The sequence below is a fragment of the Thermopolyspora sp. NPDC052614 genome, from assembly GCF_040678635.1.
Classification (GTDB): domain Bacteria; phylum Actinomycetota; class Actinomycetes; order Streptosporangiales; family Streptosporangiaceae; genus Thermopolyspora.
Genome location: NZ_JBFATZ010000021.1, coordinates 65,227 through 90,562 on the forward strand (window position 1 = coordinate 65,227; position 25,336 = coordinate 90,562).

The window sequence follows — 25,336 nt, forward strand, 5'->3', positions numbered from 1 at the left end:
CGTCATGGGCGGGCAGGCGGCGAGCGGGCCGGTGAGCGCGGCGGCGGCGCGGGTGCCCGCCGTGATCGAGGAGGCGCTGAAGGAGGCGGGCGTCGCCTTCGAGCGCCCGCGCCCCGAGGCGTTCCTCGTCCGGCTGGAGGGGCAGCACAAGCTCGCCACCATGACCTGGCTCATCGTCGAGGACCACGCGCTGCACGTGGAGGCGTTCTTCTGCCGGCAGCCGGACGAGAACCACGCCGCGTTCTACCGTTTCCTGCTCACCCGCAACGGCGGCATGTACGGGGTGCACTTCGCCCTCGACCCGATCGGGGACGTGTACCTGGTGGGGCGGGTGGCGCTGGAGTCGGTGTCCGGGCCGGAGATCGACCGGCTGCTCGGGTGCGTGCTCACCTACTCCGACGAGAACTTCGACCGGGCGCTGGAGCTCGGCTTCGCCTCCTCGATCCGGCGGGAGTGGGACTGGCGGGTGAAGCGGGGGGAGTCCCTGGCGAACCTTCAGGCGTTCGCGCGGTTCGCCGACCCGGTCCGCCGTACCGGGGAGGGCGGCACCCAGTAAGCTCCAGGGCATGGCGACTTTGGTGCTGCTGCGGCATGGCGAGAGCGAGTGGAACGCGAAAGGGCTGTTCACCGGCTGGGTGGACGTGAAGCTGTCGGCGGCGGGCGAGCAGGAGGCCGCGCGCGGCGGCCGGTTGCTGGCCGAGGCCGGGCTGCGGCCCGACATCGTGCACACCTCGGTGCTGACCCGGGCCATCCAGACGGCCAACCTGGCGCTCGACGCCGCCGACCTGCTCTGGCTGCCGGTGCGCCGGCACTGGCGGCTCAACGAGCGTCACTACGGCGCGCTGCAGGGCAAGAACAAGGCGCAGACGCGTGAGGAGTTCGGCGACGAACAGTTCATGCTGTGGCGGCGCTCCTACGACGTGCCGCCGCCGCCGATCGCCGACGACGACGAGTACTCCCAGGCGGGCGACCCGCGCTACGCGCTGCTGCCGCCCGAGCTGATGCCGCGTACCGAGTGCCTCAAGGACGTGGTGGGGCGCATGCTGCCGTACTGGTACGACCAGATCGTGCCGGACCTCGCGATCGGGCGCACGGTGCTCGTCGTGGCGCACGGCAACTCGCTGCGGGCGCTCGTCAAGCACCTCGACGGCATCGGCGACGCCGAGATCGCCGGGCTGAACATCCCCACCGGCATCCCGCTGCGGTACGAGCTCGACGAGCACTTCCGCCCGGTCAAGGCGGGCGGCGAGTACCTCGACCCGGAGGCGGCCGAGGCCGCCATCCAGGCCGTGGCCAACCAGGGCAGGTAGCGCCCCGCCGCTTCAGGCCCTTTGGATTCAGGCCCCTTGGATTCAGGCTGTCGAGGAGCCGTTAAGGGCGCGGTCGCCCGTGACGAGGTAGACGACGTCGCGGGCGACCCGCACCGCGTGGTCGGCGTAGCGCTCGTAGTAGCGGCCGATCAGGGTGACGTCGATCGCCGCCTCGATGCCGTGCGACCAGTCGTTGCTCAGCAGCACCCGGAACAGGCGGCGGTGCAGCCGGTCCATCGCGTCGTCGTCGGACTCCAGCTCCTTGGCGAGCTCGACGTCCCTGGTGGCGACGCAGGTGCCCGCCTTGCTGACGAGCCGCTCGGCGATCTGCCCCATCTCGATGATCGTGTCACGCAGCTCGATCGGGATCGCCGTGTCCGGGTGCCGCATGCGCGCCACCTTGGCGATGTGCTCCGCGAGGTCGCCCATGCGCTCCAGGTCGCCGGCGATCCGCAGCGCGGCGATCACGACGCGCAGGTCGACCGCGACCGGCTGCTGGGTCGCCATCAGCTCGGAGATGCGGCTCTCGACCTCCGCGAACAGCGAGTTGATCTCCTCGTCATGGGAGATCACGCTCTCGGCGAGTTGCAGGTCGGCGTCGAGCAACGCGGTTGTGCCCCGCGAGAGGGCGGAACGCACCAACCGGGTCATCTCCACCAGCCGGTCGGTGAGCGAGTCGAGTTCCTCGTGATAAGCGTCGCGCATGCCGCAAACGCTACGCGTGTAGTAATGAACGAACCCCGTCCAGAAAGTGAACTTTACGGTAAGGGAGCCGCTGAGCACGGACGTCCCGTCGCGGGCCGCCTACCATCGATGACGTGAGCGGACGGGCTGACGGCCCGGCGAGGGAGGGCTGGTGGGATCCGGCGCGGCGACAGGGACGATCCGCGCTGCCCTGGGCGGCGGCGCGATCCCGGCGTGCCCGCGTCCGCGCGTGGAAGTGGGGCGTGGAAGTGGGGCGTGGAAGTGGGGCGTGGAGGTTGGGCGTGGAGGTGGGGAGCGATCGCATGCGGGGCAGCGGTGAGGGGGCCGCATGAGCGGTGAGCTGCTGGGCAGCCTGGCCGCGCTGGCCGGATTCCTGGTGGGCGCGCTGGCCATGGCCGCGGTGCGCGGGCACCTCGACCGGCGCGGCACGCCGCCGCCCGAGGACGTCGACCACACCCTGCCGGCCGGGGTCGCCTCCGTGCTCGCCGTACTGCCGTCCTCGGCGGTGGTGCTGGACCGGGAGGACCGGGTGCTGCGCGCCAGCTCGGCCGCACGCGCCTTCGGCTTGGTACGCGGCGATCGCCTGATGGCCGCCGAGCTGCTCGCCATGGCCCGGCGGGTGCGTAGGGACGGCGAGATCAGGGAGAGCGAGATCGAGGTCGCGGCGCAGAAGTTCGGCCAGGAGAGCACGAGCTTCGCGGTGCGGGTGGCCCCGCTCGGCACGCACGGCCAGGTGCTCGTGCTCGCCGAGGACCAGACCGAGCGCCGCCGCGTCGAGGCCGTGCGGCGCGACTTCGTCGCCAACGTCAGCCACGAGCTCAAGACCCCCGTCGGCGCGCTCAGCCTGCTCGCCGAGACCGTCCAGGACGCCGCCGACGACCCCGAGGCGGTCAAGCGCTTCGCCGGGCGCATGCAGCACGAGGCGGCCCGGCTCACCTACCTCGTCCAGGACCTGATCACGCTGTCGCGCATCCAGGGCGGGGAGGCGATCCCCGCGCCGGGCGCGGTCGAGGTGGACGAGGCCGTGCACGAGGCGATCGACCGGTGCAACACCCGCGCCGCCGCCAAGGACATCACGCTCGCCTCCGGCGGCACCGAGGGGCTGCGCATCTGGGGCGACGAGGACCTGCTCGTCACCGCGCTGCGCAACCTCATCGACAACGCCGTCGCCTACAGCCCGGAGCACACCCGGGTCGTCGTCAGCGCCCGCGCCGCCGGGGACTCGGTCGAGGTGAGCGTGAGCGACCAGGGCATCGGCATCCCCGAGAGCGCGCAGCAGCGCATCTTCGAACGCTTCTTCCGCGTGGACGCGGCCCGCTCGCGCGCCACCGGCGGCACCGGGCTCGGGCTCGCCATCGTCAAACACGTCGCCGTCGCGCACGGCGGCGAGGTGACGGTGTGGAGCAAGGAGGGCTCGGGCTCCACCTTCACGCTGAAGCTGCCCGCCTTCGGCGGCACGGCCATCGCCGCGCCCCGTACCGGTACCCCCATGGAGGCCGCCACGTGACCGGTTCGCGGCCGCAGGGCCGCCCCCGCCCCGCACACCATGCCCCGATTCACCGGAGGGAACGCGCGGCGACGTCGCCGGCGCCGCACCCCGGGTCCCGCCGACGATGAAGGAAAGCCGATGACGCGCGTGCTCGTGGTGGAGGACGAGGAGTCGTTCTCCGACGCCCTTTCGTACATGCTCCGCAAGGAGGGCTTCGAGGTCGCCGTGGCGGCGACCGGGCCCGAGGCGCTGGAGGCCTTCGACCGCAACGGGGCCGACCTCGTGCTGCTGGATTTAATGCTGCCCGGCCTGCCCGGCACGGAGGTGTGCCGCACGCTGCGGCAGCGCTCCAAGGTCCCGGTGATCATGCTGACCGCGAAGGACAGCGAGATCGACAAGGTGGTGGGTCTTGAGCTCGGGGCCGACGACTATGTGACCAAGCCGTTCTCCTCGCGGGAGCTGGTGGCCCGGATGCGGGCCGTGCTGCGGCGGCAGGGGGACACCGAGGAGGCCGAGTCGGCCGTGCTCACCGTGGGGCCGGTGCGGATGGACGTGGACCGGCACACGGTGGCCGTGCGCGGGCAGAACGTGCAGCTCCCGCTGAAGGAGTTCGAGCTGCTCGAGGTGCTGCTGCGCAACGCCGGGCGGGTGCTGACCCGGGGGCAGCTCATCGACCGGGTCTGGGGGGCCGACTACGTCGGGGACACCAAGACGCTGGACGTGCACGTGAAGCGGCTGCGGGCCAAGGTGGAGTCCGATCCGGCCAATCCGCGATGCATCCTCACGGTGCGCGGCCTGGGCTACAAGTTCGACCCCGTGGAGGAGTAGGCCCCGCCGCCGTGACGCCCGCCTGGACCGCTCCCGATGGCGGTCGAGCCCCGGTCATGCCGAATGGATCCGGGCGGCGGGCGTGATCTCTCGGTCCCGCGGCGGCTCGCCGCGCAGGACGACCGAGCACGGGACCATTCCGGCCCCCCGGCGTGCCCCGAACGGGGGCTGCCGGGGTGACGAGGGGCCGGGGTCGGTGCGGCTCAGTTGCCGGCGGTGCCGTCCGTGGGGGTCGCCGTGGCGCCGTCCGTGGGGGCCGCGGTGGTGCCGTCCGTGGGCGTGGCGGTCGCGCCGTCGGTGGGGGTCGCCGTGGCTCCGTCGGTCGGGGCGGCGGCCGGCGAGGTGGCGGGCGCGGGCTGCAGCGTGGCGAACTCGCGGCTGCGGGCGATGACGGGGACGTCCATGCTGATCGCCCCGGCGTTCTGGAACTGGAGCGTGAGCCGCATGCTCTCGCCGCCCAGCAGCGGCTTCCTGATGCCCTCGATGAGGACCTGCGGAGTCGGGTTCGCGCTCTTCACCAGCGTCTGCGGCGGCAGGGCGATCGGGGCCGTGGCCTTGGCCGAGGAGGCCGTCTGCGGGTCGGTGGCGATGCCGATGAGCTGGTCCGCGGTCGGGTTGCCGTTCACCATGCTGAGGTACAGGGGAACGGCGGAGCCGGCGGGCAGAGTCTGACCCGGCTCGGGGCCGAGGATGAACGCCTGCGCGACGTTGATGCCGTTCTTGGTCGTCGCGGCGGCCTCGGTCGCGATGTACGGTTGCGCCATGTTGGCGTCGCTTCCTGCGCCACACGCGGCCAGCGCCGGGGCGACGGCGAGGAGCGCGGCGACGACGAACACCCTGGGTCGGCTGGTGCGGGTCACGGCTCTGGGTCTCCTTGTTACAACTGATGATTGTCGGCTGACAACCTTATCCGTGCCCGCAGGCCCCTCCATGAGGCACCCTGGTGAGGTGAAAAGGCCGCTCGGATCGCAGGTCGTGCGGAGGATAAATGATCGTGAGGCATACGGTCGAACGCTTGTCAAGCCCTAAAATGACCCTTTGACCTGCAGTTATGTTGATTTCACTGTTCCGGGAGGCTGTAAAGGCGTGGTACTCTGGAGATAGCGGAAGGGGTACTTCTCACATGACTTTCCAGGTCGGCGACACTGTCGTCTACCCCCACCACGGGGCTGCTCGGATCGAAGCCATCACGACCCGCACCATCAAGGGCGAGGAGAGGACCTACCTGGTGCTCAAGGTCGACAAGGGCGACCTTACCGTACAGGTTCCCGCCGACAACGCCGAACTCGTCGGTGTGCGCGACGTTGTCGGCCAGGAGGGGCTCGAACGTGTTTTCGACGTGCTGCGCATGCCACACACCGAAGAGCCGACGAACTGGTCCCGCCGCTACAAGGCCAACCTAGAGAAGCTGGCGTCCGGGGACGTCAACAAGGTGGCCGAGGTCGTTCGCGACCTGTGGCGACGTGACAAGGAGCGTGGCCTGTCCGCCGGCGAGAAGCGCATGCTCGCCAAGGCCCGCCAGATCCTCGTGAGCGAGCTCGCCCTCGCCGAAAAGACGAACGAGGACAAGGCGGAGGCCCTGCTCGACGAGGTTCTCACCTCGTGAGGTCAGCGCGACTTTGAGTGCTCTGCCAAGGGTGGGCGTCGGAATCGATGTCCACCCTTTCGCGTCGGGCCGTCGGCTCCACCTGGCCGGCCTGTACTGGCCCGACGAGACCGGCCTCGCCGGTCACTCCGACGGCGACGCCGCCGCGCACGCCGCCTGTGACGCGCTGCTGTCCGCGTCCGCCCTCGGTGACCTCGGCGAGGTGTTCGGCACGTCCGACCCCCGGTGGTCGGGTGCCTCCGGCGTCGCCCTGCTGGAGGAGACCGCCCGCCGGGTACGCGCCGCTGGCTTCACAATCGGCAACATCGCGATCCAAATCGTCGGCAACCGGCCCAAGCTGGCGCCTCGCCGTACCGAGGCCGAAAAGGCCCTCTCGGCCGCCGTCGACGCCCAGGTGACCGTCACCGCCACCACCACCGACGGCCTCGGCCTCACCGGCCGCGGCGAGGGCATAGCCGCGATCGCCACCGCCCTAATCATTTCGGCGAATCCGTAGGGTCCATACCAAGACGGCATGGACCCCGGCGCGCGTGCCCATCGACGCGTCGGCATCCCCACAATTCGGTACTGATGTGGCCACAGTGTCGGATGCAGCCACTTTCAGAGCGGGTCCATTTGTATCGCTCCAAACGGACAACCGAACTCGCAGTAGAGGCGTCAATCAAGTACATGTGCCACAGGCGGGAGAACCGGCCGCGTGTGGCCGGGTGGCGGCCTCCATACCGGCGCGGTGGGGGCCGCCACCCCCCGCGCTCGCCCCGGGATGAATAACGATCTACCCCCTGAGCTGCGAGTTTTCACTTTTTGGATTAAGACCCGAGTGAGGGGTAGCGCTCAGTACGAGAGCGAAGTCGTCACCCTCAAGGGGAGGTCAATATGACCATCGGGTCCATTCTCGGCGCCATCATCATCGGTGCGATCATCGGTGCCATCGGCAGGCTTCTCCTGCCTGGGCGGCAGGCCATCGGCTGGATCCTCACGATCGTCGTGGGCATCGTGGCGGCCCTGATCGGTACCGCGATCGCGCAGTTTCTCGGGGTCCGGACGACGCCGGGAATCGATTGGATCGAACTCCTCATGCAGATCGTCCTCGCGATCGTCGGTGTCGGCATCGTGGCAGGCATCCGCGGTCGTCGCGGCACCAGCAGGTTGTGACGACGACGCCTCCAGACGGACCCGCCGCTCAGCCCCCGGGCTTCGGCGGGTCCTCCCGCGTCCAGCGCCACGTCCGCAGGTCCGCGGACACTTACCGCGTCGGGCACCGGTTCACTGCACCGGCCGGTGCCGCGCCCAACGCGCCGCCAGTGTTCCTGATCGGCCGGCGATCCTCCGCGTTGACCGGGTTCCGAGCACTCGTCAGCGGCTGGCGCGGGCCGATCGTCTCCGCGCCGGGCAACGGTGACGGCGTAGCCGTCGGTCATGGTGAGAGCGCCATGTCTGCGGGTTCCGCGAACACTTACGGTGTCGGGCACCGGTTCACTGCACCGGCCGGTGCCGCGCCCAGCGCGCCGTCAGTGTTCCTGATCGGCTGGCGGTCCTCCGCGTTGACCGGGTTCCGGGTACTTGTCAGCGGCTGGCGCGGGCCGATCGTCCCCGCGCCTGGCAACGGTGACGGCGTAGCCGTCGGTCATGGTGAGCATGTCCCTGCGGATGCGGCCCGGCCAGACGGGATCGGTTGATTTCCTGATCGTCTGGCCCACGTGAACGCGCGGGGCGCGACCGTGAACTCTCGTCTGCCTATTCCTGCGGGGGCACCGGAGTGCTGCGCATGCGCCCAGAGGGGGGCGCGAGCGGCACGGTGGGGCCCCCTGCGGCGGCGCCGAGATCCGCGAACTCCTCGGGATCCGCCTCGCCCGCGCGATGGGCGGGATCGGGACCTCCGAGCGGCTCGGAACCGTCGCGCAGGTGCGGGTAGGGCTGGGTGTCCCGCTCCGCCTCAGGTTCCTCCCGATGGGTGACATCGCCGTCTCTCTCGGACGGTACGTACGGCGGAGCTTCCTCCGGCGACATCGCGACGTTCGGGCGGGTGTCGATCGCGTCCGGCGGCCAAACCGGAACGCCGGCCTCCGCGGCCTCGGCCGCGGGTTGGGCCTCGGCCTCATCCGACGAGGCCTCGGTCTCCTGGGGGCCCGCCTCCGTCTCCTCGGGCTCCCAGTCGGTCTCCTCGACCTCGCTCGTCTCCCGGATCGACTGCGACGCCTGCCCGGGATCCTCGGCACGGCCAAGAGCCTGTTCCGAGCCGGGTTCCTGCCCGGGACGCGGGTGCACCAGCACATCGCCCTGCGGCGGACGGAGGAGATCGCCCCATTGAATGGGCCGCTTCGGCCTTTCCCGCCCTTGCACGGGTGAGGTGACGGCGACACCTTCCGCGTCGTCTCGTTCGCCGTGCGGCGGCGTGTCCGCAGTGGCGACCGATGTCATGGTTACGTCGCCTGCCGAACCGGCGGCGGGCCGACGACCCTCCGCCTCCGCCGGACCCCCGGGCCAGGCCGATCCCTCCGGCTCCGCCGTGGAGGTGGCCTCCGTACGGGAAGCCTCCGCATGCCCTTCCTCGTCCGCCAGGGCGCGCTCACTCTTCACGTGGCGCCCACGGCCGCCTTCGCCTGCTTCCGTGGAGGCGGCCGGATCCCCCCTCCCCGGCTGCTCGTCACGGGGAGGCACGGAGGGTGTGGGAGGCGCATCCGCCGGGAGCGGCGCCCAAGGCGAGGCAGAGGCGGGCGCAGGCGGCGCCGGAGCGGACGTCGTCACCGCGCTCGGGCGGGTCGCGGGCCCGGGAACGGGAGGCTCGTGATCGACACCGAGTTGTTCCCCAGAGGAACCCGAGGAACCCGAAGAACCCGCGGAACTGGCGGAACCCGAAGCCCCTGAGGACCCTGAGACCGTCTGAACCGGCGAGGGCGTCGTGGTTTGCGTGGCCTCCCCGGTTCCTGTGGCCTGCGTGGTTCCTGTGGCCTCCGTGGGTGACGGGAGCGGCTCGAAAGTGATGGGCGCGGAGGCGGGGCGGGCGAAGTCCGGGCGCGGGTGCTCCACGGTGTCGCCGTCGGAGGCGTCGGGGCGGTCGAAGGGCACGATGTCGCGGGGGCCTGCGCCGCCCACGCCGTCGTAGGCGGCTCGCCGTACCTGCGCGTGCTTGATGAGCAACGTCAGCAGCCACAGCCCGATCAGCAACATCACCCACGGCACGACGCCGACGATCACCGCCCCCAGCCGGGCGTCGATGCTGAAGCGCATCGCCATCGACACGTTCGCCCACGAGGCCGCCGCCAACAGGACGAAGAGCACGAATCCGGCCTGCACCCGCGCCAGGGGCCGGGCCGTGCTCAACAGCATGAAACTGATCAGCGCGATCACCAGCAGCGCGTCGAACGCCGCGGGATAGAGGTAGGCGAAATCCGCGCGGGCCCCGGCCTGCATGGCGAGGGCGCGTAGATCGTCGAAGGACAGCACGCAGGCCGCCGCGGCGAGCACGGCGACCGCGAGGCCCGCCGCGCCGATCGCGACACGGCGCATGGTCTGGACGAATCGGGACGGCCGGGCCTGTTCGGACCGGGCGTTCGATGACGGTTCCGCCGTCACGGGGGGATGCGCTTTCATGACTCTTTGCAGAGTACAGAACCAGGGCTGTTGTGATCGATCCCACACGCGGCGCCTGTGGACGAAATGTTGCCGCCGCGACGGTTCACGGCCACCCAACTCGGCCTGTGATGTCGCCGAAGGCATTAGCCTTGGCTTGTGAGCTTGTACCTACATGACACCAGCACGCGAACGGTCCGCGAATTCGTTCCGGTCGAGCCCGGCCGGGTTTCGATTTACCTGTGTGGTGCCACCGTGCAGGCTCCGCCACACATCGGACATATCCGTTCTGGTCTTAATTTCGATGTGCTCCGGCGGTGGCTGACCCGCCTCGGATATGACGTGTGGTTCTGCCGCAACGTCACCGACATCGACGACAAGATCATCCGGGTGGCCGCCGAGGAGGGCGTGCCCTGGTTCGTGGTCGCCGAGCGCAACTACCGCCACTTCACCTGGGCGTACGACACGCTCGGCTGCCTGCCGCCGACCGTCGAGCCGCGCGCCACCGGCCACGTCCCCGAGATGATCGAGCTGATGGCCCGCCTGATCGACAAGGGCCACGCGTACGCCGCGGGCGGCGACGTCTACTTCGACGTGCCGTCCTACATCGAGCGCTACGGCAGGCTGTCCAACCAGAAGCCGGAGAACATGCGGGCGGCCGGCGACACCGACACCGACACCCACAAGCGCGACCCCCGCGACTTCGCCCTGTGGAAGGCGGCCAAGGACGGCGAGCCGAGCTGGCGCACCCCCTGGGGCCCGGGCCGTCCCGGCTGGCACCTGGAGTGCTCGGCGATGGCCACCAAGTACCTCGGCGGCACGTTCGACATCCACGGCGGCGGGGTCGACCTGCTGTTCCCGCACCACGAGAACGAGCAGGCCCAGTCCCGCGCGGCCGGCGACGGCTTCGCCCGCTACTGGCTGCACAACGGCCTGCTCAACCTCGGCGGCGAGAAGATGAGCAAGTCGCTGGGCAACTCGCTGCTCGTCACCGAGATGGTGAAGAAGGTCCGCCCGGTCGAGCTGCGCTACTACCTGCTGTCGGCCCACTACCGCTCCCCGATCGAGTACTCGGAGGAGGCGCTCAAGGAGGCCGCCACCGCGTACCGCCGCATCGAGGGCTTCGTCACCCGCGCCGCCGAGGTCATCCACGACGTAGACGTGGCCGCCCCGCTGCCCCAGCCCTTCGTGGACGCGATGAACGACGACATCGGCGTCCCCCAGGCGCTCGCCGTCATCCACGAGGTGGTCCGCGAGGGCAACGTCGCCCTGGCCGAAGGCAACAAGGAACAGGTCGCCCGCCTGCTCGCCGAAACCCAGAGCATGCTCGACGTCCTCGGCCTCGACCCCCGCTCCGAGCAGTGGCGCTCCTCCGGCGACGACACCGGCCTGCGCGCCACCGTCGACACGCTGGTCGCCGTCGCCCTCGAACAGCGCCAGGCGGCCCGCGCCCGCAAGGACTACGCCGCCGCCGACGCCATCCGCGAGCAACTCGCCGCGGCCGGCATCGTCGTCGAGGACACCCCCCAGGGCCCCCGCTGGGAGCTGGCGCACTGACCCCTCCCCGGCCTCCGCTCCCCGGAGGCCGGGGCTGCGCCCGTCGCACGCTCAGGCCACCAGGGGCTGCTCGTCCAACTCGGTCAGCCGTACGGGGCACAGACCGCCGCGCTCGGCCTTCACCTCGGTCCCCTTGAGCTGTGCGTGCCGGGGGCGAGGATGAACTGCTGCACCTTGGCGTTCGGCTCGTCACCTGTGGGCGCGGTCGGCGGGGACCGGCTGACGCGAGCCACCCGGTCGGCCGCCCACCCACGAGGAGCGGCCGTCGTACGAAGCGAGGGGATGCACCGACCGGGTGACGTGAGCCGACCGACCGGCTGATCACCTCAAGACCCGGCGACACCACGATCCCCTCGCGATCGCCGGTAGGCTTCCGTACATGGCTGGTGGAAGCAGAGGATCCGGTAAGCCCGCGAAGAAGAAGGGCCCGACCAAGGGCACGGGCGGCCACAGGCGGCGCGGCCTGGAGGGCAAGGGCGCGACGCCCCCGGCCCACATGCGCCATTGGTATAAGGAACGCCAGCGCACCAACGCCACCACCCGCCCCGACAAGTCAGACAAGCCCACCAAGCCGGTACGGCAGAGCCGTACCAGGCGCGACGACGCCCCCGAGGTCGTAGCCGGCCGCAACCCGGTCGTCGAGGCCCTGCGCGCCCACGTGCCCGCGAACACCCTCTACGTAGCCAACAGAATCGACAACGACGACCGCGTCCGCGAGTCCATCAAACTGGCCGCCGACCGCGGCATCGCCGTCCTCGAGGTCACCAAGCCCCAACTCGACCGCCTCACCGAAGGCGCCGTCCACCAGGGCCTGGCCCTCCAAATCCCGCCCTACGAATACGCCCACCCCGACGACCTAATCCAAGCGGCCCAAGACGCCGCCGAGACCCCTTTGATCGTCGCCCTCGACGGCGTAACCGACCCCCGCAACCTCGGCGCCATCGCCCGCTCCGCCACCGCCTTCGGCGCCCACGGCCTCCTGATCCCCAGCCGCCGCTCCGCAGGCGTCACCGCCTCCGCCTGGAAGACCTCCGCAGGCACCCTCGCCCACCTCCCGGTAGCCCGAGCCGCCAACCTCACCAACACCCTGCGCGAATACCGTGACCAGGGCCTCTTCGTCATCGGCCTCGACGGCGAAGCCCCGCTGGACCTCGCCGACATCGAACTCCTCACCGACCCCCTCGTCATCGTCATCGGCAGCGAAGGCAAGGGCCTGTCCCGCCTCGTCCGCGAATCCTGCGACCAAACCGCCCGAATCCCCATGACCACCACCACCGAGTCCCTCAACGCCGGCGTGGCCGCAGGCATCGCCCTCTACGAGACCTCCCGCCACCGCCGCTGACCCACCCGAACGCCGGTGACGCCGCCCCTCTCCTCCCACTAAACTCGAAGAGCGCACACCGTGCCGACGTAGCTCAATCGGCAGAGCAGCTGTCTTGTAAACAGCAGGTCAGGGGTTCGATTCCCCTCGTCGGCTCCCAACCCAAAGGCCCCCTCCGATCGTCGGAGAGGGCCTTGTCGATCTTGGACAGCAGCGAAATCAGCAGTGGGATTATCGATCTTCTCCCTTGTCGGCGTTGCTGTTGTCGAGCCGATCACCGAGGCGCCGAAGGCCTTGCGGGTCTCGTCGGTGGAGACTTCGCTGTAGACGTTCATCGTGACCGAGATCTGGCTGTGCCGGAGGATCTGCATGGCGACGCGGGGAACGCTGGGCTGTCCCCCAGCAACTCTGGCACCGCCTCTTCCACAAGGCAGAGAACGAGATCGGCATCCTCATCTACAGCGGCCTGTTCCTCGCCGAAGATGCCAGCGTCACCCACACCCTGCGCGGCAAGGCGGCCCGAGGCGTCACCGTGCGCATCCTGCTCGGCGACCCCGACAGCCCGCATCTGGCACAGCGTGGCCGCGACGAAGGAGTCGGAGCAGAAGTCATGATCGCCCGCGCCCCATCGCCATCGCCCTCTATCGCCCCCTGCACGTCCTGGAAAAGTCGAGATCCGGCTTCACCGGACCGTACTGTACAACTCCATCTACCGCGCAGACGACGAACTGCTGATCAACCTCCACACCTACGGCACCCCAGCCGCCAACGCCCCCGTCCTCCACCTCTGCAAGATCACCGACACCGACATCGCCGCCGTCTATGTGGGCAGCTTCGAACGTATCTGGACCACCACCACACCACTCGACTGAACCGCCACATGCAGAAAGATTCCTCAGACCGAAAACGATCGCTTTGCGTAACCAGCCACCGCACGGGCCGGGGCGATCGACGACCCGGAGCCTACGGTCCCGGCTCGCTGAGAAACCCAGCAAACTCACCTCACTAACTGCTCAAGCAGTCCGACGGCGAGCCAGCAGCGGGATCGATCAACGTTTCCTCTCCCAGCGACGGCACCGCTCATGATCGGATGAGGACTTTCTGTACGTCATCGAGGGCAGCCCGCCTCCGGCGGTCTGCCGCGCGGTGGCGGTCGTCGGCCGCGCTGTGACTCTTCGGCCGGTCGCGGCCACGCCGCCGCCCGTCACCCTACCAGGTGGACGCCTATTCCTACGTAAGGATATCCTTTCTGTGGACAACCACATTTCAGGCGACCGAATCTCAGATGATGTTCGCAAACAGGGCGTCGCTAGGTTGGAACTAGGGTCGAACATCTGGGAAGATGTCGTCTCCTTGGAACAAGAAGATCCACTGAGAAGGTCCCCATTCATGTCTCACGAGTCGGACGTGGCGCAGAACCCAGCCTCCGAAGAGCTCCCCCAGACACGCGAGTCTGCGGTTGCTCCTGACCGCATCGTGGATATCATCTCCAAACGAGAGGTCTTGGCGACTTCGGAGGAGTTAGAAGCGAAGAATAATCGGCGCGGTGGAGAAGGCCATCCAAGCGCGAATTGATGCAAAGCTAGCTGCCCACAGGGCCGTTACGCTTGTAGCGCCGCACGGATCTTTAGATCCTGACGTGGATTATGACTTTCTAGTCATTGGCCGGTCGTAGTATCTATGGTGGCAGCCAGACACCTAATCGCCACTTAGGAAAGCCGATTCTGTCAGCTTCCGGGTCCGGCATGATTCGGGAAAGCAGAGCCAGGGTAGTGGTGGGCTAGAGAGCCTTAAAGGCGAGGGTTATGTGTCCTCACCTGGACGCGAGGTGGCATGGGGCAGGCCCGGTGCTACGCCCGGTTCATGAGGTATCCCGATGGCGGTGGGCTGACCGCCGAGCAGCGACTACGTCGCGAGCGGGTGCGGATGCGGGCGGCCGACAGGTTCGCCGAGGGCGCCACCGACGCGCAGGTGGCCAAGGAGTTCCGGGTGTCGCGGATGTCGGCGAACCGGTGGCGGCGGGCTCTGGAGGCCGGCGGGCGTGAGGCGCTGGTCTCCAAGGGAGCGGGCGGGGCGGTCTGCAAGCTGGATGAGGAGCAGTTGGCGTGCCTGGAGCGGGTGCTGGATGCCGGGCCGGTGTCCTACGGCCGGCCGGATCAGTGCTGGACGCCGGCACGGATCGCCGAGATGATCGAGCGGACGTTCAAGGTGGGCTACACCGTGGGCGGGGTGTGCCACCTGCCGCATCGGCTCGGGTGGAGCTGGCAGGCCCCGGCTCGGCGCGCGGCCGAGCGCGATGAGAACGCCATCGCCGGCTGGAAGGACGAGCAGTGGCCGATCATAAAAGGGTGGCGGCGCGCGCCAGGGGGCGTGGCTGTGTTTCGAGGACGAGGCCGGCCAGAGCTTGAGATCGCCCAAGGGCCGCACCCGGGGCCGCGCGGGACGCACGCCGATCGTGTCGCTGCCTGTCAAGAGCAGCGCACGGATCTCGATCGCGGCTGTGGTCGCCACCAAGCCGGGCTGCCGGTCCCGGCTGATCTACCGGATCCGGCGCCACCGGGGGCGCGAAGGCGAGCGCAAGGGGTTCGGCGAGGCCGGTTACGCCGCCTTGTTCGACGCCGCTCATCAGCAGCTCGGCGGGCCGATGGTGGTGGTGTGGGACAACCTGAACACCCATGCCTCGGCCATGATGAAGGCGCTGATCGCGACTCGGCCATGGCTGACGGTCTTCCACCTGCCCGCCTATGCCCCGGAGCTCAACCCGGTCGAGGGCGTGTGGGCGCACATGAAGAAGAGCCCGGCCGACCTCGCCATGCGCACCGCGGACCAGTTGACCGCGGTGGTGAAGAACCGGCTCAAACGCATGCAGTACCGGCCAGGCCTCATCAGCGGCTTCACCACCAGGACCGGCCTGGACTTCCGCCCACCGTAACCCCAGCCATTAAGCCTCTCTAAGGCGTTTGTTTTGCTCATGCGCCTCGCCCAATCATGCCGGTCTCAGTGGCGAATGCCGGACGCCTGCTGCTCCTTGAGCCCAGGTTAGCCCAGGTCAGAGGGTTGCTCTACAGCATGAAAGTACAGCAACGCTGCCACACACAGCCGCACGGCGTCGCATGGCATCACACCTCTGAGCAGGGCAGCGTGGTTGTGATCAAGATGGTGGGCCTAGCTTGTAAACAGCAGGTCAGGGGTTCGATTCCCCTCGTCGGCTCCGGATCAGAGCCCTGGAGATCACTGTTTCTCCGGGAGGAGGTAGGTGAAGGAGACGCGTTTGCCGCCGCCCGGGATGCGCTTCCAGGCGAGGGTTCGGGTGAGGTCGGCGACCAGGGGGAGGCCGCGGCCGCATTCGGTGAGGTCGCCGGTGAAGACGGGGCGGGGCAGGGTGGGGCCGTGGTCGATGACCGTGCCGTGTACGTGGTCGAGGTCCAGGCACAGGGTGAGGGTGATGGGGGGCTCGCCGTGGGCGATCGCGTTGGTGACCAGCTCCGAGACGACCACCATGAGGTCGTCGATGGCGTGCGCGCAGCCCCAGTCGGCCAGGGCCTTGCGGGTGGCGCGGCGGGCCTCGGCCACGGCCTCGGGGCGGGCGGGGATGTGCCAGGTGCGGTGCTTGCCGTCCATGGGGTCTCCTCGTCGGGGTCGGCCTGCGGCGCCGGGGCGTGCGGAGATCGCGGCGCGTGGCGTGGGCAGGCGGGAATGGGGAAAGAGATCGCAAGAGATGCACGGATGTTCAGGGACGTGCGTGCGTTACGGCAGACTTCGTCGCTCGATTAGGGACGAATCGGGTGTACTACGGTCTTCTCGTGAGCGAGGACGAGTGGGAGTGGGAGCGGGACGCCGCTCGCTGGACGCAGTTCTACGAGATCCTGCGTGACCGGATCGTTCGCGGCGAGTACAAGCCGCGGTATCCGATTCCGAGCCTGAAGCAGCTTGAGCAGGAGTTCGCTCTCGCCCGCAACACGATCATCAAGGCGCTCGGCCGCCTCCGTCGTGAGGGGTACGTCCGCACGGTGCATGGCGTCGGCACGTTCGTACGCCCGAAGGACGACTGGGGCCACGAGGAGAGCGCCACCTCCTGACGCGCCCGCACGGCGGCACCGTGTACCTACGGGCTGCCGGTGCCGGGCTGTCGCATGCCCACATCGGGCCAACGCTCTGTGCCGGTCGCGCGACGCGGTCTTATGCCGGCTGCTACTTTGAGGATTCAAGGCCGCAGACGTATCTGAAATAGCCAAAACGGGCAATCCCCGCTTTTTGCATGCATCAGAAGAGCCACCAGCGATCCTTTGTGGTTATATTTGGACAATGGACACTTAGCTCGCGCCGCTCTGGCCGGGTCGGCCCCGCTCAGCGCAAAGCGCATGCATCGCATCATGGCCTGGCGCTAAACTCTTTGCAAGCGCCAATATTATTTGAGGCTAATGTCCGATTCGCGTAGCTGGCGGGGATAATCGAATGACTATCATGATTCGTCTGCTCGGCCGAGAGTTGAAGAACCTTCGAATCCGCGCAGGGTTCACTCAGGAGCAGGTAGCCGAGGAACTCAACTGCTCCGTCGGCCGAATCGTCTACACCGAATCAGGAAAAGGGTCCCGACCGAACCTGGAGTACATCCGAGCGCTACTCGACTTGTACGGGGTCCGCGACGAAGCCGCTCGTGAAACGCTTATCGGCCTCGCTCGCAGAGGACGGCAGAAAGGCTGGTGGACATTTTACTCTGATCTCTTTCCTGCCGGGCTTCCCGGCTGGGAAGAGGATGCGAGCGTCATCCGCACCTACGACAACATCATTCCCGGCCTGCTGCAGACCCGTGACTACGCAACTGCGCTGTTCAAAGGCATCGGAATTCACATGCCTTTGGACATCGAACGTAAAACCGCCGGCCGCATGCGCCGCCAGGAGATCCTCCGACGCGAAAATCCACCGGAGTTGTGGGCGGTCATTGACGAGGCGGCGCTACGCCGACTCGTCGGCGGACGCGAGGTTATGTACGCCCAGTTGGGCCATCTACTTGAACTGGCAAGTCGGCCGAACATCACGATTCAGATTCTTCCGTTCGACGCTGATGCCTACGAACCCATCGATGGGACGTTCCATATCCTGGACTTTGGCGAACTGGAGCAGCCATCCTTGGTTTATATAGCGACTGCGGGAGGTCCTGCCTTCCTGGAGCGACCAGAAGAGGTCGAGCGGTGTACTCTCGTGTTCGACCGAGCCGTCATGGCGTCCAAATCGCCTCAAGAGTCCCTACGCTTCATCACTGACCTTATGGAACATCTGAAAGAGTAGCCACATGAACTCGGCTTCCCACCCCCTCACCTGGCGCAAGAGCAGCCACAGCACAGGCACGAATGAGAACTGCGTCGAGGTTTCTTCCCTCTCCCGGGGCATGCTAGCGATGCGGGACAGCAAGAACCCCGACGGGACGGCCTTGACGTTCACATCTAAAGAGTGGGCCGCGTTCATCATCAGCATCAAGAGCACCAGATACCTTTGAAATCCCCTAGTTAAGCGCTTCTACATCCGCGTTCAGGCTCTCAGCTGTGCAAGCCCGTACAAGCTCTCAGACAGGAGATCCCGCATGGCGCTACGGTTCTGTGGCAAGGGCGGCAGCCAGACCGACAGTTGCCCTTCGGTCCACGTGGACGACACGGACGGAAGCCTCGTGATCGTGGGCACACTCGTCGAGGATCCGGCCGTGCTGGCCGAGATCCAGCGGGATACCCATATCGACCCTCACGAGCGGGCCGTCCGGGTGCCGCGCGAGCTGCGCAAGGCTCTGTGGGAGGCGTTGGGTGGGCATGATCCACATCTTGGGTGAGCTGTTCGGGCGGACGCGGCACTCGGTGACGCATCTGGAGATGCGCGATACCTACGGCACCGGTGGCTCCGACTACCGGCTGTGGCGCGAGGGCGTCCCCATTGAACAGATCGCACAGTACGGCAATGTCGCCCCCTGGGTGTCCCTGGTCGGGGAGCACGTTGCCCGGGGAGTCACCTTCCGCCGAGCCAGGATCGTCTCCGAACCGGTCAGCGACTACATCCGCTTTGAGCACGCCGCCACCGGCTACTCCAACCTGGCCGCCGGCGAGCGGGTACGCTGGCTGCCTCGTCCCCGTGCGGCGGATCTGGCGCTTCCCGGCTGCGATTTCTGGCAGTTCGATGGTGCCCTCGTGTGCTGGGTCTTTCAAAGCGGCGACGGCGACCCCGCCGGTTACAGGCTGACCGAAGACCCGGACGCGGCCAAGCTGTGCGTCTCGGCTTTCGAGGCGGTATGGGAACGCGGGATCGACCACGGGAAGTACCAGCCCGTCTGACTTGCGCCACGCTCATGGCCACCTCCCCCTCCTCCAGCGCCCAGCGGGCCCGTCAGGCGATCGCCGACCGGCTGCGCGAGATCCTGCGCGACTCCGGTCTGACCGCCCGGGCTCTGGCACGCCAGGCGGGGTGGAACGAGACCAAGTGCTCCCGGCTCATCCACGGTCGCACTCCGCCAAGCGACAGCGACATCCATGTCTGGTGCACGATCTGCGGCGTGCCCGAGGAGATCCCCAACCTGGTCGCCGCCTCCCGCAGTGCCGAGACCGCCTACCTGGAGTGGCGCAGGGTTCAGCGCAGCATGAAACGGATGCAGGATCTGGGGCTATCGCTGTTTGAGAACAACCATCTGTACCGTTTCTACTCCTCCAACCTCGTCCCCTGGCCCTTGCAGACGCCCAGCTATATGCGGGCCATCATGCGGCGCTTCGCCGACTTCCACGAGGCCGACGTGCCCGACATCGAGGCAGGGGTCAAGGCGCGCGTCGCCCGCCGCCGATTTCTGGACGACGGCACCCGCCGGTGCGCGATGCTGATCGAGGAGTCGGTGCTCAGGAACCGGATCTTCGGCGACGACGTGCTGCGCGAGCAGCTGCACCATCTCCTGAGCGGGATGCGTCGGCCGAACCTGTCCTTGGGCATCATCCCGCTGGCCGGTCGGCGCGTGCAGAAGCTCACCGAGACCTTTCACATCTACGGCGACACCACGGTGTCCATCGAGCTGGTGTCGGCCATCATCACCATCACCCAGCCGCGAGAGATCGCCCTGTACGTCAAGTGCTTCAACGACCTGGCATCCAGCGCCGTCTACGGAGACATGGCCAGGACATTGATCACGGCGGCGATCAACGCGCTGGAACAGGCGTAAAAGTTCGTACAAGTTTCTGGAGCCGCCTCGCTTCGGCTCTTTACCGTCACGTACAGGCGATCGGTCGTAGCACTCAGTGCCCGGCTCCTGTCCCTGCTAACGCTTCCTGGCCAGGGAGGCGTCAGGTGATGCCGCGCTACGCACGACATCCGGCCGAGCGCCATCGCACGTCCGTAACGGGAGCCACCGTTGTTGATCGAAACGACGTGGCTCCTGGCTAGACCACTGCTCGGCGGTCCGGTGTCTCGGACCCGGCCCACTGGGCGGTCATCAAGGTCCCGCCCACAAAGGATCAGGAGCAAGGATGAGCACGCAGACCACCGTGTGGAGCGCCGAACCGGGCCGACACGCCGCCAACGACACCGACGACCCGTTCCAGCTCGACATCACCTTCATCGAGAACACGCCGGCAACAGAGACGGTGCTGATGTGCAGCACCGGCGACAACTGCGGGAGCTCTTGCCCAAGCGCCTGCACCACCTCGTAGCCCAGGTCAGTCAGCACGGGCTTGGACGACGTTCTGTCCGGCCCGTGCCTTCTGTCGAGAACGGAGTGTGGTGATGACGCGTCTTCGACACAGCCTGTACCAGGGTGCCGGCGAGGGGATGCTGCGCGCTGCGGTGCATCTGACAGGGCCCGATTTGCCTCCCTGGCCAGGGCCTGCGGCTCCGCTCGAACGCTGGCGTCCGTGGCTGGCCGCAGCGTGGGCAGACGACGCCTTCCGGCAGGCTGTGTCCAACGCCAGTCCGGACCTGGACAGCCAGGTCCAGGCGATCCTCGACGGGCGGTTGGGGAAAGCACGGCGGGCACGGCGGGCTGCACTGGCCACCGCCCGCTACGCGATCAGGTACGCGCGCCGCTCAACGCCGTTCGGACTGTTCGCGGGCGTCGCGCTGGTCGAGTTCGGCGACGTGGCCGAGGTCTGCTTCGGGGAACAGCACCAGGCTGTTGCCCGGCCAGACCCGGCAGCGCTGGACAGGGCGATCAGCCGCTGGGAGACGGATGGCGAGCGGGTCGCCGACGTCGACTTGTGTGTCAACAACCTCGCTCGGCAGCGGGCGGGGCGCGTCTACGTCCCGTCCGAGGGTGCCTCGGAGTTCTCGCTCGCGCTGACGCCCGCAGTCGCGCTGGTGCTCGACGCGGCTCGGGTGCCGATCCGTTACTCGGTACTGGCCGACAAGCTCGCGGCCGAGTTTCCGGGTACAAGCGAACGGCACCGGGCCGGACTGCTCTCGGAGCTCCTACGGGTACGGCTGCTGCGGTCGTCGCTGCGTGCGCCCGCTACCGTTGTCGACCCAGCCGACATCCTTCCGGCCGCCCTGCAGGACACCGGCAACAAAACGGCGGCGCTGGATCTGCGGATGGACGCGACAGTGCGGCTACCGCAGGCGGTCGTGACCGAGGCGGAGACCGCCGCGACGGTCCTGACCCGGCTTGCCATGTATCCGACGGGCACCCCGGCATGGCGCCGATACATCGAGCGGTTCGCCGACCGCTACGGTGAGGGCGTTGAGGTGCCGCTGGAACTGGTGACGGATACCGCGAAGGGTTTAGGGTTCCCTGAGGGTTTCGGCCAGGTGTCCGAGCCACCCCGCCCGATGACCCGCCGAGATCGGCTGCTGTTGGAGCTGGCGGGTACTGCGGCAGTCACAGGCAATCGATCGATGGCCTTGTCTGGCGCCATGATCGAACGGTTGGAGGCCGCTGCGGGCAAACGTACGGTCACCCCGCCCCACCTCGAACTGTCCGTGCAGGTTCAGGCCGACTCGACGCGAACTCTGGAACGCGGAGAGTTTCGTCTACGGGTGTCCACCGTCTCCCGGGCCGTCGGCTCGATGACGGGCCGGTTCTGGCATCTGTTCCCGCAAGCCGCCACGACGTATGCCCATCTGCCCACGCTTGAGCCCGGCGCGGAGCCGATCCAACTGTCCTTCCACGCCAGCCGTGTCTCGGCCGATCTGCTCACCCGTGCCCCACAGGTGCTGCCTCGGCTGATCAGCGTCGGGGAATTCCGCCACCGCGAGAAGGGGGTGCTGTTCCCATCCGATCTGGCAGTCGGCCTCCGCAGCGGCCGCCTCTACCTGGCCGAGGCCACCACCGGGACGCACGTGGAGGTGCTCGCTCCGACCGCCATCAACTTCTTGTGGAACAACTACACCCCTCCTCTGGCCCGGTTCCTCGCCGAGATCAGCCGGGCCGCAGCTCCGCAAGTGACGTGGTTCGACTGGGGCGCGGCCTGGACCCTTCCGTTCACCCCGGCGTTGCATCACCGGCGTTCCATCCTGGTGCCCGCACGATGGAAACTGCAGGCTCGGGAACTGCCCGCTCGCACCGCGACGCTGGATGAGTGGGCCGAGCATCTGCACGCCTGGATGGGCCGATTCCGCGTTCCGGACCGCGTGCTCCTGGCCGAGGATGACCAGCAGCTTCCGCTGGACCTGCGCCAAGACATGCATCTGGACCTGCTGCGCACCCACCTCGCCGCCAGTCCGACCGGCGTCGCGGTCCTGCACGACGCACCGCCACCGGATGCCGACGGCTGGATCGGCGGCCGAGCACACAGCCTCGTCGTCCCGCTGCGGGCACGCTCATGAAGGCGACGGCTGCTCTTCCCCGAACGCAGGACCTGTCCGAAGGCGCGCTCGGGATAGCGCTACTGCACATCGAGCGCGGTGACCTCGAATCCGCTCGATGCAGCCTCTCGCGGGCGGTTGCAGGCGGCGTCAGCGCCGGAGGCAACGCATCGCTGTTCCACGGCGCTCCGGCGCTGGAGTTCGTGCTCAGCCGTACGGGACGCGTCAACCGCGACGTCCGGACCGCCGTCGACCGCGTTGTGGCCGCCCGACTGGCCGCAGCGCGTCGGAGGCAGGCGTCCGGAGTGTTGCCGCATCTCGCAGAGTTCGACCTCATCCGGGGCTTGGCCGGGCTGGGCGCGCTGCTGCTCACCCGCGACGGCACCTCGCCGCTGCTGAACGAGGTACTGGATTACTTGGTCTCCCTACGCCGACCGATCCGTACCCAGGGCCGGGAACTGCCGGGGTGGTGGTCGGATGCCGGGCCTGCTGGCGAGCGATTGCCCGGCGGACACGGAAACAACGGTGTCGCCCACGGCATCGCCGGCCCCCTGGCGGTACTGTCCCTCGCTGCTCGGCACGGGGTTCACGTGCAGGGGCAATATGAGGCCATCGAGGTGTTCGCACGCTGGCTGGACAAGTTCGGCCGCTGCTACTGGATCACACGTGACCAGTTGTCCGACCCCGAGCCGCCCGAAACGCAAGTGGCTCGCCCGTCCTGGTGCTATGGCCAACTCGGGATCGCCCGCACCCAGCAGCTGGCCGCGGTCGCCCTGAACGACCCGGTCCGCCGACGTGCGGCAGAGGACACCGTTGTGCGCGTCCTCACCGACCGGCCCCACCTCGGCAAGATCACGGATGCCTCGCTGTGCCACGGCTGGGGCGGCCTACTGACCGTCGCCCGTGCCGTCGCCGACGACAGCCCCACTCCGGACCGATACACGACGCTGATCGAGAACCTGAAGGGGCACCTGGCCGCTGGCCTGGACCGGCTGTCCAAGTCCGGGTTCATGGAAGGCCGGGCCGGCGCGCAACTAGCACTGGACGGCACGAACACCACCGGCTGGACCAGGGCCCTGCTAATCACCTGATTTCATCCGCCGACCGATTCGATCCCACGACAAGGAGCATCCAGGAGCATGGACGTCGACGACGAGGACCTGCCGATCATTGCCGAGAAGGGCTGGTGGCATGCCAGCGTGTCATTTCCCGGTGGTGCCGGGGTGAGCCGACAGGCCGCTCAGGCGCTGACGTCCGCGCTGCACGATCAACGGTTCCATTTCCTGCGCAAGGACGGAGGGCTGCGGCTGCGCACCGAGCGCCCGGTCGCGGGCCTGCTGGATGGACTCGTAGCCGACGAGTTGGCCAGCGGCTGGGTCGGCGGCGTCTACGAGCCGGAGACTGAAGCGTTCGGCGGCCCCGAGGGCATGGATCTCGCCCATGATGTGTTCTGCGCGGACAGCCGTGCCGCCTTGGCCGAGACGGGGTGGCCAGGTGCCCGGGAACGCTGTGTCCTTCTGATCTCGGCCATGCACCGGGCGGCCGGCCTGGACCCCTTCGAGATCGGCGATGTCTGGGCGAAGCTGGGCTACCTGCGGCCGTCCGTCACCCCGCCCGCCGGTGCCTCGTATGAACAGGCAGTCGCGGCGATGCGGCGTTTGATGAACGCCGACGCCGCTCGGCGGCCGGATGCCGAGCACGGCTGGGTCGAGCGCGTCGCCGCGTTCGAGGAAGGCGGAGATCGGTTAAGGCGGCTGGCCGCCGATGGGCGGCTGACGAGGGGCCTGCGCGGGATCCTCGCCCATCACGCGATCTTCGCCTTCAACCGCGCAGGAGTTTCCGCCGAGGAGCAGGCCGCAATCGCTTGGCTGGGCCGCCGCGTCGCCTTTGGGGAGGCAATCGACGTGTCTACCCGCATGTCCACCGCCCCGGCCTCTAACCTCACCCCGATGGAGACCACCGTGGCCCCTTCCACCGACCCCGCCGAACTGCGTGAAGCGCTCGTGGCCCGTCTCATCGACGGCGGCCATCTGCGCACCCCCGAAGTCATCGCCGCCTTCCGGGACACCGAACGGCACCTGTTCCTCCCCGGCGTCGACCTTCAGGCCGCGTACGTCGACGACGCCGTGCCCATCAAACACGACGAGACGGGAAAGATGGTCTCCTGCATCTCCGCCCCCTCGATCGTCGCCATGCAACTGGAGCAGCTGAACGCCAAGCCCGGCCATAAGATTCTGGAAGCCGGGGCCGCCACCGGCTACAACGCACACCTGCTTGGCCGACTCGTGGCCCCCGGCGGTCACGTGTGGACCGTGGACATCGACCAGGACCTCGTGGACGGCGCCCAGAAGAACCTCGCGCGGGCCGGGGCCCCGAACGTGACCGCCGTACTGGCTGACGGTGCCGCCGGGCTTCCCGAGCATGCCCCCTTCGACCGCATCCAGTTCACCGTCGGCGCCGGCGATATCCCCCTGAGGATCCTCGACCAGCTCGCCCCGGGCGGACGCCTGGTCATCCCGATGCGGATTCGCGGCAGCATCTCGCGATCCTTCGCCTTCGAACGCGACGGCCGAACCTGGAAGGCCGTCTCGTGCGAGATGGCGACGTTCGTGCCCCTGCGCAAGGGTGTCTGTGACGACATCTACACCCTGGTGTCCATGGCCGGTGAGGGGGACGTGCGCCTGGAGACCTTCAGCGAGCAGGACGTGGACCGCGAGGCGATGCGCACCGTCCTGGACCAGCCGCAGGTCAAGGTCTACTCCGGTGTGGAGTTCCGCCAGGGGGACCCCTGGCAGTGGCTGTATCTGTACCTGGCATGCGTGCTCCCCAACGGCCTGTCGCGCATGCCCGGATCCCGGCCCGGCTTCACCCCGCACTTCGGCTGGGGCTCCATGGCCGCCCTCGACGGCGACACCCTGGCCTACCTGACCGTGCGCGAAGGCGAGGACGAGCAGGGCAGGTTCTGGGAGATCGGCGTCATCGGCCACGGCCCGCGCGCGGCCGAGCTCGCCGACCGGGTCGCCACCGAGATCGCCGAATGGGACCGCGGCTGGGGTAACAACGCCCCAGAACCCGGCTTCCGCATGGCCGTGGGCGATGCCCGCGACCAACTGACGGCCGCCGAATCGCGCTTCGTCATCGACAAGACCTACAGCCGTCTCCTGGTCGAGTGGCCACGCAGGAGCTGA

The 25,336-nt window shown here is 68.3% G+C and carries 24 protein-coding genes, 1 tRNA gene and 1 pseudogene; 22 read left to right on the forward strand and 4 right to left on the reverse strand.

Annotated elements, in window-relative coordinates; all coding sequences use genetic code 11:
• Window positions 1-4: 4 nt before the first annotated feature.
• Entirely contained in the window at window positions 5-556 is a 552-nt protein-coding gene (locus AB0K60_RS31615) for a YbjN domain-containing protein (RefSeq protein ID WP_364063584.1), read from the forward strand.
• Window positions 557-566: 10 nt separating this feature from the next.
• Window positions 567-1,310, forward strand: coding sequence for a phosphoglyceromutase (locus AB0K60_RS31620; RefSeq protein ID WP_364063461.1), 744 nt, complete (start codon window positions 567-569; stop codon window positions 1,308-1,310).
• Between the two features lie 42 nt (window positions 1,311-1,352).
• Here AB0K60_RS31620 and phoU read toward each other — a convergent pair whose 3' ends face one another.
• Window positions 1,353-2,015, reverse strand: a complete 663-nt coding sequence (phoU, locus tag AB0K60_RS31625; protein WP_364063464.1) for a phosphate signaling complex protein PhoU — start codon at window positions 2,013-2,015, stop codon at window positions 1,353-1,355.
• Window positions 2,016-2,343: 328 nt separating this feature from the next.
• On the opposite strand from phoU, the gene AB0K60_RS31630 reads away from it, so the two are divergent.
• Window positions 2,344-3,522, forward strand: a complete 1,179-nt coding sequence (locus AB0K60_RS31630; protein WP_364063467.1) for an ATP-binding protein — start codon at window positions 2,344-2,346, stop codon at window positions 3,520-3,522.
• Between the two features lie 120 nt (window positions 3,523-3,642).
• Window positions 3,643-4,332 (forward strand): response regulator transcription factor, encoded by a 690-nt coding sequence (locus AB0K60_RS31635; RefSeq protein ID WP_364063470.1) that lies wholly within the window; start codon window positions 3,643-3,645, stop codon window positions 4,330-4,332.
• Window positions 4,333-4,535: 203 nt separating this feature from the next.
• Here the strand turns inward: AB0K60_RS31635 and AB0K60_RS31640 are convergent, their stop codons facing one another.
• Window positions 4,536-5,192 (reverse strand): copper chaperone PCu(A)C, encoded by a 657-nt coding sequence (locus AB0K60_RS31640; protein WP_364063473.1) that lies wholly within the window; start codon window positions 5,190-5,192, stop codon window positions 4,536-4,538.
• A gap of 263 nt (window positions 5,193-5,455) precedes the next feature.
• Between AB0K60_RS31640 and AB0K60_RS31645 the strand changes: the two genes are divergently transcribed.
• From AB0K60_RS31645 to AB0K60_RS31655, 3 genes are all read left to right on the forward strand, one after another.
• A complete protein-coding gene (locus tag AB0K60_RS31645; RefSeq protein WP_364063476.1) occupies window positions 5,456-5,938 on the forward strand; it encodes a CarD family transcriptional regulator in 483 nt (160 codons plus the stop codon).
• Between the two features lie 31 nt (window positions 5,939-5,969).
• Window positions 5,970-6,434: a 2-C-methyl-D-erythritol 2,4-cyclodiphosphate synthase gene (ispF, locus tag AB0K60_RS31650; RefSeq protein WP_364063479.1), complete on the forward strand. Its 465-nt coding sequence runs from the start codon at window positions 5,970-5,972 to the stop codon at window positions 6,432-6,434.
• 380 nt (window positions 6,435-6,814) lie between these two features.
• Entirely contained in the window at window positions 6,815-7,093 is a 279-nt protein-coding gene (locus AB0K60_RS31655; protein ID WP_364063482.1) for a GlsB/YeaQ/YmgE family stress response membrane protein, read from the forward strand.
• Between the two features lie 582 nt (window positions 7,094-7,675).
• Here AB0K60_RS31655 and AB0K60_RS31660 read toward each other — a convergent pair.
• Window positions 7,676-9,580, reverse strand: coding sequence for a DUF2637 domain-containing protein (locus AB0K60_RS31660; protein ID WP_364063485.1), 1,905 nt, complete (start codon window positions 9,578-9,580; stop codon window positions 7,676-7,678).
• A gap of 90 nt (window positions 9,581-9,670) precedes the next feature.
• Here AB0K60_RS31660 and cysS point away from each other — a divergent pair, with 90 nt between their 5' ends.
• From cysS to AB0K60_RS31685, 5 genes and pseudogenes are all read left to right on the forward strand, one after another.
• Window positions 9,671-11,068, forward strand: a complete 1,398-nt coding sequence (gene cysS, locus AB0K60_RS31665) for a cysteine--tRNA ligase (protein ID WP_364063488.1) — start codon at window positions 9,671-9,673, stop codon at window positions 11,066-11,068.
• A 379-nt stretch (window positions 11,069-11,447) separates the two neighbouring features.
• Entirely contained in the window at window positions 11,448-12,410 is a 963-nt protein-coding gene (gene rlmB, locus AB0K60_RS31670) for a 23S rRNA (guanosine(2251)-2'-O)-methyltransferase RlmB (protein WP_364063491.1), read from the forward strand.
• Between the two features lie 62 nt (window positions 12,411-12,472).
• Window positions 12,473-12,545: transfer RNA gene (locus tag AB0K60_RS31675), tRNA-Thr, on the forward strand.
• Between the two features lie 1,707 nt (window positions 12,546-14,252).
• Window positions 14,253-14,705: pseudogene (locus AB0K60_RS31680) on the forward strand (winged helix-turn-helix domain-containing protein); the annotation flags it as partial.
• Window positions 14,706-14,844: 139 nt separating this feature from the next.
• A complete protein-coding gene (locus tag AB0K60_RS31685) occupies window positions 14,845-15,321 on the forward strand; it encodes a transposase (protein WP_364063494.1) in 477 nt (158 codons plus the stop codon).
• A 299-nt stretch (window positions 15,322-15,620) separates the two neighbouring features.
• On the opposite strand, the gene AB0K60_RS31690 is transcribed toward AB0K60_RS31685, so the two are convergent.
• Entirely contained in the window at window positions 15,621-16,010 is a 390-nt protein-coding gene (locus AB0K60_RS31690; protein ID WP_364063497.1) for an ATP-binding protein, read from the reverse strand.
• Window positions 16,011-16,192: 182 nt separating this feature from the next.
• Between AB0K60_RS31690 and AB0K60_RS31695 the strand changes: the two genes are divergently transcribed.
• The 10 genes from AB0K60_RS31695 (at window position 16,193) to fxlM (ending at window position 25,336) form a co-directional block, all read left to right on the forward strand.
• Window positions 16,193-16,468: a winged helix-turn-helix domain-containing protein gene (locus tag AB0K60_RS31695; RefSeq protein WP_364063500.1), complete on the forward strand. Its 276-nt coding sequence runs from the start codon at window positions 16,193-16,195 to the stop codon at window positions 16,466-16,468.
• Window positions 16,469-16,853: 385 nt separating this feature from the next.
• Window positions 16,854-17,678 (forward strand): helix-turn-helix transcriptional regulator, encoded by an 825-nt coding sequence (locus AB0K60_RS31700; protein ID WP_364063503.1) that lies wholly within the window; start codon window positions 16,854-16,856, stop codon window positions 17,676-17,678.
• 4 nt (window positions 17,679-17,682) lie between these two features.
• Window positions 17,683-17,886, forward strand: coding sequence for a DUF397 domain-containing protein (locus tag AB0K60_RS31705; RefSeq protein WP_364063506.1), 204 nt, complete (start codon window positions 17,683-17,685; stop codon window positions 17,884-17,886).
• An 84-nt stretch (window positions 17,887-17,970) separates the two neighbouring features.
• Entirely contained in the window at window positions 17,971-18,210 is a 240-nt protein-coding gene (locus AB0K60_RS31710; RefSeq protein ID WP_364063509.1) for a hypothetical protein, read from the forward strand.
• Window positions 18,203-18,706, forward strand: a complete 504-nt coding sequence (locus tag AB0K60_RS31715; RefSeq protein WP_364063512.1) for a DUF6879 family protein — start codon at window positions 18,203-18,205, stop codon at window positions 18,704-18,706. The genes AB0K60_RS31710 and AB0K60_RS31715 overlap by 8 nt, the downstream gene beginning before the upstream one ends.
• A gap of 14 nt (window positions 18,707-18,720) precedes the next feature.
• On the forward strand, window positions 18,721-19,575 hold the full coding sequence (locus AB0K60_RS31720; RefSeq protein WP_364063515.1) for a helix-turn-helix transcriptional regulator: 855 nt from the start codon (window positions 18,721-18,723) through the stop codon (window positions 19,573-19,575).
• Window positions 19,576-19,879: 304 nt separating this feature from the next.
• Window positions 19,880-20,062 carry an FxLD family lanthipeptide gene (locus AB0K60_RS31725; RefSeq protein ID WP_364063518.1) on the forward strand — a complete coding sequence of 61 codons (183 nt, stop codon included), beginning with the start codon at window positions 19,880-19,882 and terminating at the stop codon, window positions 20,060-20,062.
• 73 nt (window positions 20,063-20,135) lie between these two features.
• Window positions 20,136-22,169, forward strand: coding sequence for a lantibiotic dehydratase family protein (locus AB0K60_RS31730; protein ID WP_364063521.1), 2,034 nt, complete (start codon window positions 20,136-20,138; stop codon window positions 22,167-22,169).
• Entirely contained in the window at window positions 22,166-23,239 is a 1,074-nt protein-coding gene (locus tag AB0K60_RS31735; protein WP_364063524.1) for a lanthionine synthetase C family protein, read from the forward strand. The genes AB0K60_RS31730 and AB0K60_RS31735 overlap by 4 nt, the downstream gene beginning before the upstream one ends.
• A gap of 48 nt (window positions 23,240-23,287) precedes the next feature.
• Window positions 23,288-25,336 (forward strand): methyltransferase, FxLD system, encoded by a 2,049-nt coding sequence (gene fxlM, locus AB0K60_RS31740; protein WP_364063527.1) that lies wholly within the window; start codon window positions 23,288-23,290, stop codon window positions 25,334-25,336.